The organism is Pseudomonas sp. FG47 (genome assembly GCF_057809115.1).
Window position 1 is genome coordinate 91127 of record NZ_JBMDJI010000018.1, and the last position, 15123, is coordinate 106249.

The 15123-nt window shown below is 67.1% G+C and carries 10 protein-coding genes and 1 pseudogene; 2 read left to right on the forward strand and 9 right to left on the reverse strand.

The window, feature by feature from the left end; genetic code table 11:
• Window positions 1-68: 68 nt before the first annotated feature.
• From ACODS5_RS15270 to ACODS5_RS15310, 9 genes are all read right to left on the reverse strand, one after another.
• Entirely contained in the window at window positions 69-1145 is a 1077-nt protein-coding gene (locus ACODS5_RS15270; RefSeq protein WP_134690225.1) for an autotransporter domain-containing protein, read from the reverse strand.
• Window positions 1146-1465: 320 nt separating this feature from the next.
• On the reverse strand, window positions 1466-2260 hold the full coding sequence (locus tag ACODS5_RS15275; protein WP_134690226.1) for an endonuclease/exonuclease/phosphatase family protein: 795 nt from the start codon (window positions 2258-2260) through the stop codon (window positions 1466-1468).
• A gap of 86 nt (window positions 2261-2346) precedes the next feature.
• Window positions 2347-4500: a glycogen debranching protein GlgX gene (gene glgX / locus ACODS5_RS15280; protein ID WP_134690227.1), complete on the reverse strand. Its 2154-nt coding sequence runs from the start codon at window positions 4498-4500 to the stop codon at window positions 2347-2349.
• A gap of 143 nt (window positions 4501-4643) precedes the next feature.
• Window positions 4644-4910, reverse strand: coding sequence for a DUF2934 domain-containing protein (locus ACODS5_RS15285; RefSeq protein ID WP_134690228.1), 267 nt, complete (start codon window positions 4908-4910; stop codon window positions 4644-4646).
• Window positions 4911-4927: 17 nt separating this feature from the next.
• Entirely contained in the window at window positions 4928-7702 is a 2775-nt protein-coding gene (locus ACODS5_RS15290) for a malto-oligosyltrehalose synthase (protein ID WP_489109050.1), read from the reverse strand.
• On the reverse strand, window positions 7699-9768 hold the full coding sequence (gene malQ / locus ACODS5_RS15295) for a 4-alpha-glucanotransferase (RefSeq protein WP_489109051.1): 2070 nt from the start codon (window positions 9766-9768) through the stop codon (window positions 7699-7701). Before malQ ends, ACODS5_RS15290 begins: the two co-directional genes overlap by 4 nt.
• Complete coding sequence (gene treZ, locus ACODS5_RS15300) at window positions 9765-11507, reverse strand: malto-oligosyltrehalose trehalohydrolase (protein WP_134690231.1); 1743 nt, start codon at window positions 11505-11507, stop codon at window positions 9765-9767. The genes malQ and treZ overlap by 4 nt, the downstream gene beginning before the upstream one ends.
• Window positions 11508-11521: 14 nt before the next feature.
• The gene (glgA, locus tag ACODS5_RS15305; RefSeq protein WP_489109052.1) at window positions 11522-13081 is read right to left on the reverse strand and encodes a glycogen synthase GlgA; all 1560 of its coding nucleotides are present in this window, start codon (window positions 13079-13081) and stop codon (window positions 11522-11524) included.
• Window positions 13082-13570: 489 nt separating this feature from the next.
• On the reverse strand, window positions 13571-13738 hold the full coding sequence (locus ACODS5_RS15310) for a DUF6026 family protein (RefSeq protein WP_220036851.1): 168 nt from the start codon (window positions 13736-13738) through the stop codon (window positions 13571-13573).
• Window positions 13739-13887: 149 nt separating this feature from the next.
• On the opposite strand from ACODS5_RS15310, the gene gnd reads away from it, so the two are divergent.
• A complete protein-coding gene (gnd, locus tag ACODS5_RS15315) occupies window positions 13888-14919 on the forward strand; it encodes a phosphogluconate dehydrogenase (NAD(+)-dependent, decarboxylating) (RefSeq protein ID WP_256660240.1) in 1032 nt (343 codons plus the stop codon).
• Window positions 14920-15123: pseudogene (locus ACODS5_RS15320) on the forward strand (glucose-6-phosphate dehydrogenase); the annotation flags it as partial. It abuts the gene before it with no gap.

Here is a 15123-nt window from a genome sequence, read left to right on the forward strand (position 1 = left end):
CGCCGGCAAGGCCGGCTCCTACAGGCGAGCGCGATCCCTGTAGGAGGCGGCCTTGCCGGCGAACAGCGCTACCAGCGCATCCTGACGCCCAGGCTGCCAATCAGCCCATTCAAATCGTTGTCATCCACATCGCTGCTGTAGTCGGCGCTGACGAACAGCGCCACGTTCGGCGTCACCCGGGCCACCAGGCCCAACCCCAGTTCCACCGTGGCGGCGCTGCGCGAGCTGGAGATCTTGTCCACCTGGTCCAGCTTCACCGGGTCGGCGTTGCTGAAGTCGTACCAGACGTTGGTGCGCACATAGGGTTCGATGGGCATGCCACGCACCTCGTAGCGCGCCGACAGTTTGGCGCCGACCCGGCCGCTCCAGCTGGGTTGGCTGTCAAAGGCCTGCAGGGTTTCTTCCTGCGCCTGGCTGCCGGGGAAGAACTGCTGGTTGATCAACTGCGCCTGGGGCTCGATCACCCAGCCGGCGCCCAGGCCGATGGGGTAGCCGCCCTCCACCGAGAAGGTCATCGCGTGGCCGCTGTCGTCAAGGCGCTGGCCGGCCTGGGAGCGGCCATTGACGTCGATGCGCGTGCCCATGGCCACGGCGTCCACGTGCCAGCCCTTCTCGTGAGTCATGCTCCAGTACACGCCCAGGCTCTCGCCACTGAGGTTGACCGCGTTGCGCTGTTTGTCGCCAAGCAGCGGGCGCATGCCGTTGAAGGTGCTCTGCAGGTTGTTGTGGCCGACGAAGATGCCCGCGCGATGCACATTGCCCGCGTTGGTTTCACGCACGAACAGGTCCGGGCCGATCACCATCTGCTGGCTGGGTGCCTCCACCTGTGCCGGCGGCTGGGCGCCCTGGCGAGGCGTGCCGGGGAAGAACTGCGCCCACTGGCTGGCGATGTGTTCGTTGTCGAGTTGGCCGTGGCGCTCGCCCATGCGTTCGGAAAAGGCGCTGAGCATGCCCTGGCTCAGGCCGCTGGCGCTGACCGGGTCGAGCGATAGTCGCGGCACCTCGGGTTGCGCCAGGAAGGGGGCGAAGGGCTCGCCCTCCTGCAGTTCGAACGCGAAGGTTTCCACCGGGGTTGCCAGGAGCAGCGACGTGGAAACCGCACAGAAAAAAGCGTCGAAGCGCGAGGGATTCGAGGTGCTTTTCATGGCGGATCTCCTGTTGTTGTGTGAAGTGAACAGCCCGATACCTGGCCTGATGTCACGAGCTGTACGACAAGAACAGGGGCGACCCAAACCAGCGCGCCAGCTTCTTGGAACGCGCACGAGGGCGCGAGCTTGAGGCCCGGCACGAGATTTTCCATCTGCTGATTACTGTTCAGCTAAGGAGAGGACGGCGCTTGCGTCAAGAAAGCGTGAAATGATCGATAAATGTCTGTTTAACTACGCAACTTATTGAATAAATTAAGAATTTATTCATGTATATCGACAATGGTGATTTACCGCTACGCCGCTATGCCGAATCGTTGCTACAACCGTACCTCCACCGCCAGCGGCAGGTGATCGGACAGGTGGGTCCAGGGCTTGTTGCCGAGGATTCTCGGCGCGTGGCTGTCGGCATTGCGCAGGTACACGCGGTCCAGGCGTAGCAGCGGCAGGCGGGCGGGGTAGGTGCGGGCGAGCAGGCCATGGTGGCGCTCGAAGGCCTCGTGCAGATCGCGCTGCAGGCCCAAGGTGCGGTTGCCGCGCAGTTGCCAGTCGTTGAAGTCGCCGGCGATGATCACCGGGGCGTCGGCGGGCAGCGCGTCGAGCAATCGGCGCAGCAGTTGCAGTTGTTGCTGGCGGTGGCTTTCGAGCAGCGACAGGTGCACGCAGATGGCATGTACCTGGCGTTGCCCGGGCACATCCAGCACGCAGTGCAGCAGGCCACGGCGCTCGGGACCGGTGATCGAGACGTCGAGGTTGCGGTGTTCGAGGATCGGGTACTTCGACAGCAGGGCGTTACCGTGGTGGCCGTCGGGGTAGACCGCGTTGCGGCCGTAGGCGAAGTCGTTCCACATGCTGTCGGCAAGGAATTCGTACTGCGAGGTCTGGGGCCAGCCCGGGTAGCGCGCGGCGTGGCGGTCGTGGCTGCCGAGCACCTCCTGGAGGAACACGATGTCAGCCCCGGTGCTGCGCACCGCCTCGCGCAGCTCCGGCAGGATGAAGCGCCGGTTGAAGGCGGTGAAACCCTTGTGGGTGTTGACCGTCAGCACCTTGACCCGGTGCACGGCCGGGGCCTGGCTGACGCTGGCGAAACCTGGACTGCCGGCTTCGAGGTTCACGACCGCTCCTGTTCTTTGAGGGCTGCTCGGCAGCCCCAGGTTCAACTGGCTCGACACAGTCTAGGACAGGACTTCCTGTTTCGGGTTCAGTCCTCCTCGCGCTGCAACACCATCAGCAGCAATGACCGCCCCTTGACCTCGAACACCGTGTCGAACGCCAGGTGCTGCGCCTTGCGCAGCTCGGGCCGGTCGGTGTCGACCAGGCAGCTCCAGTAGTCGCCCTCCGGCACCGCCGGCAGGGTGAACGGCACCACGTCGTGGTAGGCGTTGACGATCAGCAGCATAGTCGCCTCGGCGCCGGGCCGGGCAATACCGCTGACCTGGGCGCGGCCATCCATCAGCATGCCCAGGCAACGCCCGTGCGGGTCTTCCCATTGCTCGACGGTCATTTCGCTGGCGTCCGGAGCCAGCCAGGTGACGTCCTTGACGCCGATCGCCTCGTTGTAGTCGCCGACCAGGAAGCGCGAACGCCGCAGGATCGGATAGGCCAGGCGCAGCCGGGTCAGGCGCTTGACGAAGGTCATCAGCGCCTGGCCGTCTTCGTCCAGGTCCCAGTTCACCCAGCCGATCTCGCTGTCCTGGCAGTAGGCGTTGTTGTTGCCGTGCTGGGTGCGGCTGAACTCGTCGCCGGCAACGATCATCGGCGTGCCCTGGGCCAGCAGCAGGGTGGCGAAGTAGTTGCGCATCTGGCGCATGCGCAGGGCGTTGATCGCCGGGTCGTCGGTGGGGCCTTCGGCGCCGCAGTTCCACGACAGGTTATTGTCGGTGCCGTCCTGGTTGTTCTCGTCGTTGTCTTCGTTGTGCTTGTCGTTGTACGACACCAGGTCGCGCAGGGTGAAGCCGTCGTGGGCGGTGACGAAGTTGACCGACGCATAGGGGCGTCGGCCGCGGTTGTTGAACAGATCGCCCGAGGCGGTGATGCGCGCGGCAAAGTCGGCGAGCATGCCTTCGTCGCCTTTCCAGAAGCTGCGCACGGTGTCGCGGAAGCGGTCGTTCCATTCCGCCCAGCCCGGAGCGAAGTTGCCCACCTGGTAGCCGCCCGGGCCGCAGTCCCAGGGTTCGGCGATCAGTTTGGTCTGGCTGAGCATCGGGTCCTGGCGACAGGCGACGAGGAAACCGTGGCGCTCGCTGTAGCCATCGTGATAGCGGCCGAGGATGGTTGCCAGGTCGAAGCGAAAACCATCCACATGCATCTCGCCGGCCCAGTAGCGCAGCGAATCGGTGACCAGTTGCAGGACCCGTGGATGGCTCATGTCGAGGGTATTGCCGGTGCCGGAATCGTTGATGTAGAAACGCCGGTCGTCGGGCATCAGGCGGTAGTACGAGGCGTTGTCGATGCCGCGCATCGACAGGGTCGGGCCGCGTTCGTTGCCCTCGGCGGTGTGGTTGTAGACCACGTCGAGGATCACCTCCAGGCCTGCGTCGTGCAGGTGCGCGACCATTTCCTTGAACTCGGCGATCTTGCCGCTGGCCAGGTAGCGCGGGTGGGGGGCGAAGAAGGCGATGCTGTTGTAGCCCCAGTAGTTGTTCAGGCCCTTGTCGAGCAGGTGCTGGTCGTTGACGAAGGCGTGGATTGGCAGCAGCTCGATGCTCGACACGCCCAGCTCCTTGATATGGCCCAGCAGCTCGTCGTTGGCCAGGCCCGCGAAGGTGCCACGCAGGTGCTCGGGCACCGCCGGGTGGCGCATGCTGATGCCGCGGGTGTGGGCCTCGTAGATGATGGTGCGCTCCCAAGGGATCGACACGCGCTGGTCGCGGCCCCAGGTGAAGGCCGGGTCGATGACCTTGCACTTGGGCACGAACGCCGCGCTGTCGCGTTCGTCGAACGACAGGTCGCCGTCGGGGTGGCCGATGGTGTAGCCGAACAATGCCTCGGACCATTTCAGCGTGCCCACCAATTGCTTGGCGTAGGGGTCGATCAGCAGTTTGTTGGGGTTGAAGCGGTGGCCGTTCTCCGGTTCGTAGGGGCCGTGCACCCGGTAGCCGTAGACCAAGCCCGGGTGGGCATCGGGCAGGTAGCCGTGGTAGATCTCGTCGGTATATTCGGGCAGCTCGATGCGCTCGATTTCGGTTTCGCCCGTGGCGTCGAACAGGCACAGCTCGACCTTGGTGGCGTTGGCCGAAAACAGGGCGAAGTTGACCCCAAGGCCGTCCCAGGTGGCGCCGAGGGGGAAAGGCAGGCCTTCGCGAATGCGCGACGGGGCGACGGAGCGGGTTTTCTTCGGGGTGCGGGGGCTCATGGCGGTCCTCATGGTCCGGGGAGAGTGGGCCATCGCGGGGCAAGCTCGCTCACACGCACGAGCACTCAGTGACTGAGGCGTGGGGGCGGCGGTGCGCCGATGCGACTTGCCCCGCGATAGGGCGGTACAGGCTTGCTAAAAGCTCAACCAGCGGAAGGCTTCGCCGCTCGCGGTTTTTTAGCCGCCGCAGCCGGCTTCACGCCCGGCAACGCCGCCACCTTGGGCTCTGCCGGTGGCTTGGGCTTGGCCGCTGCCTTCTTGCGTGGCGGCGCCTTGGGGGCCAGCGCCTCGGCTTCGGCCAGCTTGCGCGCCTTGTCCCAGTGTTCCTCCTCGCGCCCCTCGGGCTTACCCTCCGACTCCCAGATCTGATAGGCGAACTCGCGAATACGTTTTTCATCGACACTCATCACGACGCTCCTGAATACAGTTAGGCATGATCAATCAACACATTGACCGGAAACTCAGCCAGCACGGTGCTCAACATCAGCTCCCTTGAAGGGGTGACAGCACCGCCGCCGAAAAGTCCCGAACAGTTGGCAGGCGACAAGGCAAACGGCAGTACAAGCCGGGTATCGTCCCAGTTCTGAGCCGGGATCAACGGGATGGCTGCCGCGCCCAGCAGGGCGCTGGCCAGCCGCGGCACGACGATGACGGCGCGCTCGCCCTGGCCGAGGCGGGCAAAGGCCAGCACCTGGTCGGCGTGGCGGCCCTGCACGCTCAGCGCCAGGTAGGCGCCGCGCTGGAACAGCTCGGGATGGGCCTGGCGGGCGTCCAGCACGCGGGCCACCAGGGCCTGCTTGATGCGGCCATCGCGCCAATGGGCGAGCAGCTCGGCCAGGGGCGTGCCGTCGTCGAGGCTGGCGCGCCTGGCCAAGTAGTCCACCGGGCGGCGGTTGTCCGGGTCGACCAGCGAGAGGTCCCAGTATTCGTTGCCCTGGTACAGGTCCGGCACGCCGGGGATGGTCATGCGCAGCAGGCACTGCACCAGGCCGTTCAAGGCGCCAGGGCAGGCCAGGCGCTGCGCGGCCTCGTGCAGGGACTGGCGCAGCTGCTGGTTTTCCTCGTCCAGCAGCAGGCCGTCGACATAGGCCGCGCAAGCCGCCTCGTAGCGTTCGTTGGGCGCGGCCCAGCTACTGCGCAGCTTGGCTTCGCGCAGCGCCTTGCATTGCCATTGGCGAAGGCGTTCGGCGTAGCGCTTCAGGGCTTGCGGGGCATGCAGGTCGAGGTCCAGCGGCCAACTGCCGAGCAGCGTCTGCAACAGTAGCAGCTCGTCGCCGGGGCTTGGCGCCTGGCCATCGTCCAGTGCCTCGCGTAACGGCGCGGCCAGCTCGCGCCAGTGCTCGACACGGCTGGCCAGCCAGGGCGCGCGTTCGCTGAGCACGGCCAGCCGTGCGCGGCAGTCTTCGCCGCGCTTGTGGTCGTGGGTGGCGGTGGCCAGCAGGTTGTCGGGAAAGTCGCGCAGGCGGCGCTGGGCTTCGTTGTGGAACCAGGCCGCATCGGCGCTGAAACGCTCGGCATCGAAGCCCACGTCGTTGCGCGACAGCAGCCGGGCGGATCGATAGAAGGCGGTGTCCTCCACGGCCTTGGCAGCGCTGGGGGCGGTCAGTTGCTGGAAGCGCACGCAGGCGTGGCGCAGGTGCTTGCGCGGGCGGCCTGGCGGCAGGTGCCGCCAGGGTTGACCGCCAAGCCAGCGTTCGAGCTGTTCGAGCAGCGGCCAGTCGGCCTCCCCCAGCGACTGGCGCGCGCCGGCCAGCGCTTGCTGGAAGAACGCCTCGTCCTCGGCGGGGCGGCCGCAGGCATTGATGTAGGTTCGATACACCGGATAGTGCTCGACCAGCGCCTGCAGCGCCCGGCGAATGGCGCCCAGGGTAAGGTCGCGGGTCATCAGGTCGTCGCGGGCCACCTGCAGCAGGGCCTGGGCCACCGACTCGCAGTCACCGGCCAGGCTGGCGTTGAGCACCAGGTGGCGGGCGATGCGCACCTCCTCGGGGAACTCGGGGCGCTCGCTGGTACTGCGCCATAGTTCGTCCAAGATGGGCTCGCCCTCAGGGTCGTGCTGCAGAAGCGACACCTGGTTCATGAACTCGTAGCCGGTGGTGCCGTCGGTGAGCCAGTCGCGGTGCAAGTGTTCATTCGTGCCAAGGATCTTTTCCACATAGATCGGGAAGTGTGTCAGCGCGGCATTGAGGGGGCGTCGCGCCAGCAGCGAATCGACCCGGCGGCGCAGGTTGCGGCAATAGCGGCGGGGATCGGCGAGGCCATCGACATGGTCGATGCGCAGGCCATCCACCAGGCCGCGCTCGATCAGCTCGAACAGCTTGGCGTGGGTGGCCTCGAACACCACGGCACGTTCCACCCGCAGGCCGCCGAGTTCGTTGATGTCGAAGAAGCGCCGCCAGTTGATGTCGTCGGCGGCGGTGCGCCAGCTGGCCAGGCGGTAGGTCTGGCGTTCGAGCAGCAAATGCAGGCGCTTGAAGCCTGCTTCGTCGCGGCTGTCGAAGGCGGCCAGGGCCGCGTCCAGTCGCGACCCGTCGGCCACCAGGCGCGCCAGTTCGTGCTGCAGGGGCTGGGTGTCGGCCAGAGGCTCGGCCGCCTCGCCGAGGGCGCTGAAATGCGCGGCCAGCGCCTGCAGGCGCGGGTCCTCGGCCTGGTCGAGGATGCGTGGATAGTCCAGTGGGCAGATCGGGAAACGGTGCTCATGGTGGGCGACTTCGAAGCGCCCATGTTGTGCATCGAAGGTCAGCGGGATCTCGCCGTTGTGCAGGGCGGCGCCATAGTCGCTGCCGAGGAACGGCAGCAACAGCTGGCCGGCCAGCAACGGGTCGCTGGAATGCCACTGGATATCGAAGAATTCCGCGTAGGGGCTGCGCCGGCCCCAGGCCAGCAGGCTCTGCCACCAGGGGTTGTCGGCGCCGCCCACGGCCATGTGGTTGGACACGGTGTCGACGACCAGCCCCATGCCATGCTGGCGCAGGGCAGCCACCAGGCGTTCGAGCGCCGCCTCGCCGCCGAGTTCGGGATTGACCCGGGTCGGATCGACCACGTCATAGCCGTGGCGCGAGCCTGCGCGGGCGGTGAGGATCGGCGAGGCGTACAGGTGGCTGATACCCAGCCGGGCGAAATAGGGCACCAGCGGTACCGCGTGGTCGAGGGTGAAGTCGCTGTGCAGTTGCAGGCGCAGGGTCGCGGTCAAGGGTTTCATCGGTCACGCTCCCAGGCTTGTTCGCGGGCCTGGGCCAGCAGTTCCAGGCGCCGGGCGGCGTCCTCGTCGTCCAGCAGCTCGCGTACCGACGCCTTGAAGCGGCGGCGCCAGTTGGGATGGCCGGTGGTGGTGCCGGGCAGGTTGGGTTGCTCGTCGCTGCCCAGCAGGTCCTCCAGCGGCACCAGCACCAGCGGTGCGCGGGTATGGCCGACGTAGCGGATCGCCGCGTCGATCAGCGCCGAATCGTCGCGCAGTGGCCCGTAGTTCTGCTCCAGGGTGCGGCGCAGGCCGTCGCGCTCCAGGGCCCGGGTGTGGCGCCAGTGCAGTTCGGTGGCGGCGTCGACCAATTGCAGGCGATGGCTCCAGTCGATGTCCCGGCTGGTCAGCCAGCCGGCGAGCGGCGCCAGGTCATGGGTGCCGGTGGTGGCCAGGGCGTTGTCCGGCCAGTCGAGGATCGGCGTGAACCGGCCTGGTGGTTGCTGCTCGAACGGCAGCACGCGCATGCCCAGCACGGCCTTGTCGGCCAAGCGCTCGCGCAGGCCCTCGGGCACGGTGCCCAGGTCTTCGCCGAGGATGATCGCCTGGTGTCGCACCGACTCCAGTGCCAGCAGGCGCAGCAGGTCGTCCAGCGGGTATTGCAGGTAGGCGCCTTCGCTGGGCTTGGCGCCACGTGGGATCAGCCACAGGCGGCGCAGGCCCATCACATGGTCGATGCGCAGGCCGCCGGCATGGGCCAGGTTGGCCCGCAGCATTTCGATGAAGGCGCGGTAGCCGTTACGCCGCAGGCCTTCGGGGGAGAATGCGCAGATACCCCAGTCTTGCCCGGCGCGGTTGAGGATATCGGGCGGGGCGCCGACATTGAGTTCGGCCAGCAGTTCGTCCTGGCGGCTCCAGGCCTGGCTGCCGGCACCGTCGGCGCCCACTGCCAGGTCGGCGATCAGGCCCACGGCCATGCCGTTGCCGCGCGCCGCATCCTGGGCCCGTTGCAGGCTGCGCTCGGCCAGCCACTGGCAGAAGGCATGGAACTCGACCCGCGCCGGATAGGCGTTGGCGAAGGCCTCGACCTCGGGGTCGTAGGGGTCGTGCCAGGCCTTGGGCCAGTTGCGCCAGTCCGCGCCCAGGCCGCTGCTCACCGCCTCGGCTTGCAGCACTTCGAAGCGGCAGTGGTGTTCCAGTTGCTCGCCGGCGCTGGCGCGGAAACTGTCGAAGTCCGCGCGCAAGGGGTGCTGGCCCTGGCTGAAGTGCCGGTAGAGCGCTTCGAGCAGGCGCAGCCGGGCCCCGGCGGCCCTGGGCCAGTCCACCAGCGTGTGCTGCTCCAGCGCTTCGAGGGTGGCCTGCAGTTCACAGGCCTCGGTGGCCATGCGCACTTCGCGTTCGCCGAAGACCACGCCTGGGCTGGCGTAGAGCACATTGAGCAGCAGGCGGCTGGACGGCGAATAGGGGCTGTAGTGGTGCTGGTCGAAGGTCGACAGGGTGTGGATCGGGCTGATCGCCAGGGCATCGGCGCCGCGCTCGGCGGCGTGGCGTGCCAGTTGTTCCAGCGCCAGGCAGTCGCCAAAGCCGCCATCGCCGGGGCGCCGCAGGCTGTACAGCTGCACGGCAAGGCCCCAGCAACGGGGTGGGGGTTGCTCCACGCAGTCTTGCAGGGCATGGCAACGCGCCGGTGCCACGGCCACGGTGCAGGTCCGGCCATCGATATCCAGGCGGTGATAGCCCAGGGGCAAGCCGGCCGGCAGCCGCGCCTGGGCGTCCAGGGTCAGGTTGCGCTGGCTGCCGTCTTCCAGGCTGCAGCGCACCTGGCTGGCGGCGCTGAAGTAACGCTGCAGGTCGAGGGGCTGGTTGATGTCCACGGTCAGCAGCGGTGGCAGGTGCTCGCTGTCTTCGGCCTGCTCCACGGCGCGCAGGCTGGCGTCGATCTCGGCAGCGTTGCCAACCGGGTGGCCAAGGCCGGCGAGCACCTGGCGCAGCACGTCATCGCTGACCTGCTGCGGGCGGTTGTTGGCGTCGATCCAGTCGCGGGCCAGGCCCACCTGGGCGGCCAGGCGGTGAAGGGGCTCTGCGCTCATGGCGTCTCCTGGTCGGGGGGCAGCAGGCTGACCACGCAGCTGTGCGCGGCGAGCGTCGAGTCGGGGTGGGCGTTGTCGCTGCTGTCGAACAGGCGGCGGGGCAGGGCCGGCAAGGTGACCGGCTGGGGCTGGGCATCGAGGTTCAGGTCGATGCGCAGCTGCTGGCCGTCGCCCAGGCGCCAGAGGGCGGTCAGCGCCTTGGCGCCGAGTACCTCGCAGCCCTCGGCGCGGGTGCCGGGCAGGTGCGGGATGACATGGCGCCTGCGCAGTTCGAGCAACTGCTGGTAAAGGCCGTGCCAGCCGGCAAGCACCTCTTGTTGCCGAGGTTTGGAGGTCTCGAAGGTGGCCTCGGCGTTGGGGTCGGGTATCTGCTCGCGCTTCTGCGGGTCGGCGAAGGCTTCGAAATGAGCGAACTCGCCACGCCTGCCTTCACGCACGGCATCGGCCAGCGCGTCGTGGAAGTCGGTGAAGAACAGGAACGGCTTGCGGCTGCCGTCGTCGTCGCCCATGAACAGCAGCGGGATCATCGGTGCCAGCAGCAGCAGGGTGGTGGCGGCCTTCAGCGCCTGTGGCGGGCAGAGTCGGGACAGCCGCTCGCCCAGGGCGCGGTTGCCGACCTGGTCGTGGTTCTGCAGGAACAGCACGAAGGCGCTGGGCGGCAGGTGGCTGCTGGGCTCGCCGCGCGGCCTGCCGTGGCGGTCGGGCTGGCCCTGGAACACGAACCCTTCGGCCAGGCAGCGCGCCAACTGCTCGATCGGCCGGTCCTTGTAATCGGCGTAGTAACCCTCGGTTTCGCCGGTCAGCAGTACGTGCAGGGCGTTGTGGCCGTCGTCGTTCCACTGCGCGTCGAAGCCTTGCTCAAGCAGCGTGGCCTGGTTGTGCTCGTTCTCCAGCACCAGCCAGACCTGCCGCCCGGGCTCGACCGTGGCGCGTACGCGCTGGGCCAGTTCGACGAGAAAGTCCGGCTGGTCGATGGCGTGCACCGCGTCCAGGCGCAGGCCGTCGCAGCGGTAGTCGCACAGCCACATCAGGGCGTTCTGGATGAAGAACTCGCGCACCTCGGCGCGGCGGAAGTCGATGGCCGCGCCCCACGGTGTCTGGCGGTCTTCACGGAAAAACGGGCTGGCGTAGCGGTGCAGGTAGTTGCCGTCCGGGCCGAAGTGGTTGTAGACCACGTCCACCAGCACCATCAAGCACTGGCCATGGGCGGCGTCGACCAGTGCGCACAGGTCCTGCGGGCGGCCATAGCTGTGCTGCGGGGCGAACGGCAGCACGCCGTCGTAGCCCCAGTTGCGCTCGCCAGGGAACTGCCCCAGTGGCATCAGCTCGATGGCGCTGACCCCCAGTTCGGCCAGGCGCGGCAGCACCTTGGCCACGCCCGCGTAGCCGTCGAGCAGGCCGACGTGCAGCTCCTGGATCACCGCTTCGTGCCAGGGCCGCCCCTGCCAGGGATGGCGCCACGGGTAGCCGCCCAGATCTACCAGCTCGCTGGGGCCCTGCACGCCCTGGGGCTGGCAGCGCGAGGCCGGGTCAGCCACGCGCAGTCCATCGTCGATCACGAACTGATAGCGCTCGCCCGCCTGGCAGGGGGCGACGCCGGTGTACCAGCCATCGTCGTCGGGCAGCAGTGCCACGGGCGGCTGCTGGCCGATCGCCACGCTCACGCTGCGCGCGTCGGGCGCCCACAGGGCGAAGCGCGCCGACGTGGCGTCCAGCAACTGTGCGCCATGCTTGTGCATCGTCGGCTCTCCGCTCAGTAATGGGCGTGCTGTGTCTGCTTCACCAGGTCTTCGTACAGGCGCGCATAGGGTTCCACCGCCTGGCACCAGTTGAACGGCTGGGTCATCGACAGGCAGCGCATGGCATTGAGCAGGTGCTTCTTGCCGTACACATAGAAGGCTCGGCCCAGGGCTTCGCGGTAGCTGTCCACGCTGGAGTCGTCGAACAGGAAGCCGGTCACGCCGTTCTCGATGGTGTCGGCCAGCCCGCCGGTGTTGCGCGCCACCGGCAGCGAGCCGAAGCGCTGGGCGTACATCTGGCTCAGGCCGCAGGGCTCGTAGCGCGATGGCATCAGCAGGAAGTCGCTGCCTGCGAACATGCGCCGGGCGTCGGTCTCGTTGAAGCCGATGCGCACGCCGATGCGGCCGGGGTGACGCAGGGCCAGTTCGCGCATGGCCTGTTCTTCCTCGGGTTCGCCACGGCCGATGATGGCGATCTGGCCGCCTTGTTCGACGATGTAGTCGGCCACGCCCAGGGTCAGGTCCAGGCCTTTCTGGTAGACCAGCCGCGAGACCACGGCGAACAGCGGCCCGTCGCTCGCTTGCAGGCCGAACAGCGCGCGCACCTGGTCGGCATTGCGTGCCTTGGCGTCCCAGTCGTTGATGCTGAAGTTGTGGTCCAGGTGCTGGTCGGTGGCCGAGTCCCAGCTTTCGTCGATACCGTTGGGGATGCCGCCGAGCAGTCCCTGCTGGGCCTTGCTGGCGAGGAAACCGTCCAGGCCGCAGCCGAACTCGGGGGTGGTGATTTCCCGGGCGTAGGTGGCGCTGACCGTGGTGATATGGCTGGCGTAGGCAAGCCCGGCCTTGAGGAACGACAGCTTGCCGTAGAACTCCATGCCTTCCTGCTGCATGGCGTGGTCGGGGATCGCCAGTTCCGGGCTGCAGCCGCGGCTGTACACGCCCTGGTAGGCCAGGTTGTGGATGGTGAACAAGGTCGGGGTGCTCAGGCCGCGCCAGTGCATGTAGGCCGGGGCCAGCCCGGCCGGCCAGTCGTGGGCGTGCACCAGGTCGGGGCGCCAGTGGGCCATGCCTTCGCCGGCGGCGATTTCCGCGGCGGCCAGGCCCAGGCGGGCGAAGCGGATATGATTGTCGGGCCAGTCGCGACCGTTGTTGGCGCCGTAGGGCGTGCCATCACGCTGGTACAGCTCGGGGCAGATCAGCACGTAGATCACCAGGCCGTCGGCCAGATCCATGCGGCCGATCTTGCACGGCGGCAGCGCGGCGTGGCCGCCCAGTTCGCCGACGATGTGAATGGGATTGTCGCTCTCGACCACCTGGCGGTAGCCGGGGATCAGCACCCGCACATCGTGCAGATGGGCCAGGGCGCGGGGCAGGGCGGCGGACACGTCGCCCAGGCCGCCGGTCTTGACCAGGTCGGCGATCTCCGAGGTGACGAACAGGATCTTGCGCTTGTTCGGGTTGTGCTGGCGCTGCGCGCCGGGTGCCTTGACTGTCGGGGCGAGGGACGCAGGCAGCGGCTCGCGGTTATCCGGGTTGAATGACTCTACGTGAGGTTCGACAGCGGCACTGATCATACTTCTCTCCGTCCCTTGTTCTGTTTGCTTGGCGTTGGCTCGTGGGTCTGCTCTCTGATCGTTGTTGCATCTTCGTAGTGCGTCCTTGCCCCAGATTCGTGCGCGCAGGCACGGCACGCTCGGCATTCCCGCCGAATGGCGTATGGACTGGTTGGGGTGTGCGGGCCTGGCGTGAGGAAGTCCTTTTGCGTCGGCCCTACTTAAGTCCTGACCTGCCCGTGTTTTGGAAAGTTCGACTTTTTTACGTCACTTTTTCCGAGCAAAACGCGGGCCGAATCTGGAGTGTAGGGGACGAAACGCAAAGAAAGTGACCCGCTGGTCATTTTTGTCGCGACGGTTTACCCGCGCAAACGTTGGCGAGTTGTTGCAAAATATGAGGCTAGCCAGCGTAGGCGCAGCGAATTCGCGACAGACGCGGCACAACGCAATCAGGAAGGGAAGCTGTGACGAGGTGGGAGCCTGGCAGCTCCCACGCAGAGGGGCGGTGAATCAGAGGCCGGCGGCCTTGCCTTGCACGCGGGCCTGCTCAAGCAGCAGGTTCAGCTGGGCGACCTGCTGGCGCAGGTGATCGCGCTCATCCTTCAACTGGCGCAGCTCGTCGCGGCGCACGGTGACATAGAGGGTCTGGGTGGGAGTGGCAGGCATCAGGGTTCCCATGGGCACACCTCGCATGGCTGGTGACATTTTGAAGCGTAGACGCTTCACGCGGCGCGCATTCTGAATTCTTTGCAGGCCCTTGGGAACTTTTTTGTTTATCGTTGTCGCCCCGTTCGTCGCTGAACCCCACGCAAGAACGCTGGACTAATCTGAAATCTTCAACTGTTGTAAAGCAAAACCTACGGGAGCGTCGTCACATGCAACTGGGAATCATCGGGCTTGGCCGCATGGGCGGCAATATCGCAAGGCGCCTGATGCGCGCAGGTCACAGCACTGTGGTCCACGATCGCAACCGCGAAGCCATCACCACCCTGGAAGGCGAGGGGGCCGTCGGCGCCCACGACCTCGGGGCGCTGGTGCAGAAACTCAAGGCGCCACGCGCGGTGTGGGTCATGCTGCCCGCCGGCGACATCACCGAGCAGACCATCGCGCAACTGGCCGACCTGCTCGAGCCGGGCGACGCCATCATCGATGGTGGCAATACCTTCTACAAGGACGACGTGCGCCGCGCCGCCGAGTTGGGCAAGCGTGGCCTGCACTACCTCGACGTCGGCACCTCCGGCGGCGTGTGGGGCCTGGACCGTGGCTACTGCATGATGATCGGCGGCGAGAAAGAGGTGTTCGAGCGCCTGGAACCGCTGTTCAAGGCCCTCGCCCCGGGCGTCGGCGACATTCCGCGTACCCAGGGCCGCAGCGGCGAGCACGAGCGCGCCGAACACGGTTACATCCACGCTGGCCCGGCCGGCGCCGGTCACTACGTGAAGATGGTACATAACGGCATCGAGTACGGCCTGATGCAGGCCTACGCCGAAGGCTTCGACCTGCTGCGCAGCAAGGGTGGCCCGGAATTGCCGCAAGAGCAGCGCTTCGACCTCAATGTGGCCGAGATCGCCGAAGTGTGGCGCCGCGGCAGCGTGGTCACTTCCTGGCTGCTGGACCTGACCGCCGACGCGCTGGTCGCCGACCCGCAACTGACCGAATTCAGCGGCTCGGTGTCCGACAGCGGCGAAGGGCGCTGGACCATCGACGCCGCCGTCGAACAGGCCGTGCCGGTACCGGTACTGTCCAGCGCGCTGTTCGCCCGTTTCCGTTCGCGCCAGCAGCAGGGCACCTACGGTGACAAGATCCTCTCCGCCATGCGCCTGGGCTTTGGCGGCCACGTCGAGAAAAAGAAGGACTAAATGAATAAACCGACCATCGCCGCGGCGCCGCCATGCACCTTGTTCCTGTTCGGCGCCAACGGCGACCTGGTCAAGCGCCTGCTGATGCCGGCGCTGTACAACCTCAGCCGTGACGGCCTGCTCGACCGCAACCTGCGTATCGTCGGGGTCGACCACAACCCGGCCACGGCCGAGGACTTTGCCGCGGGGGGGGGGGGGGGGGGG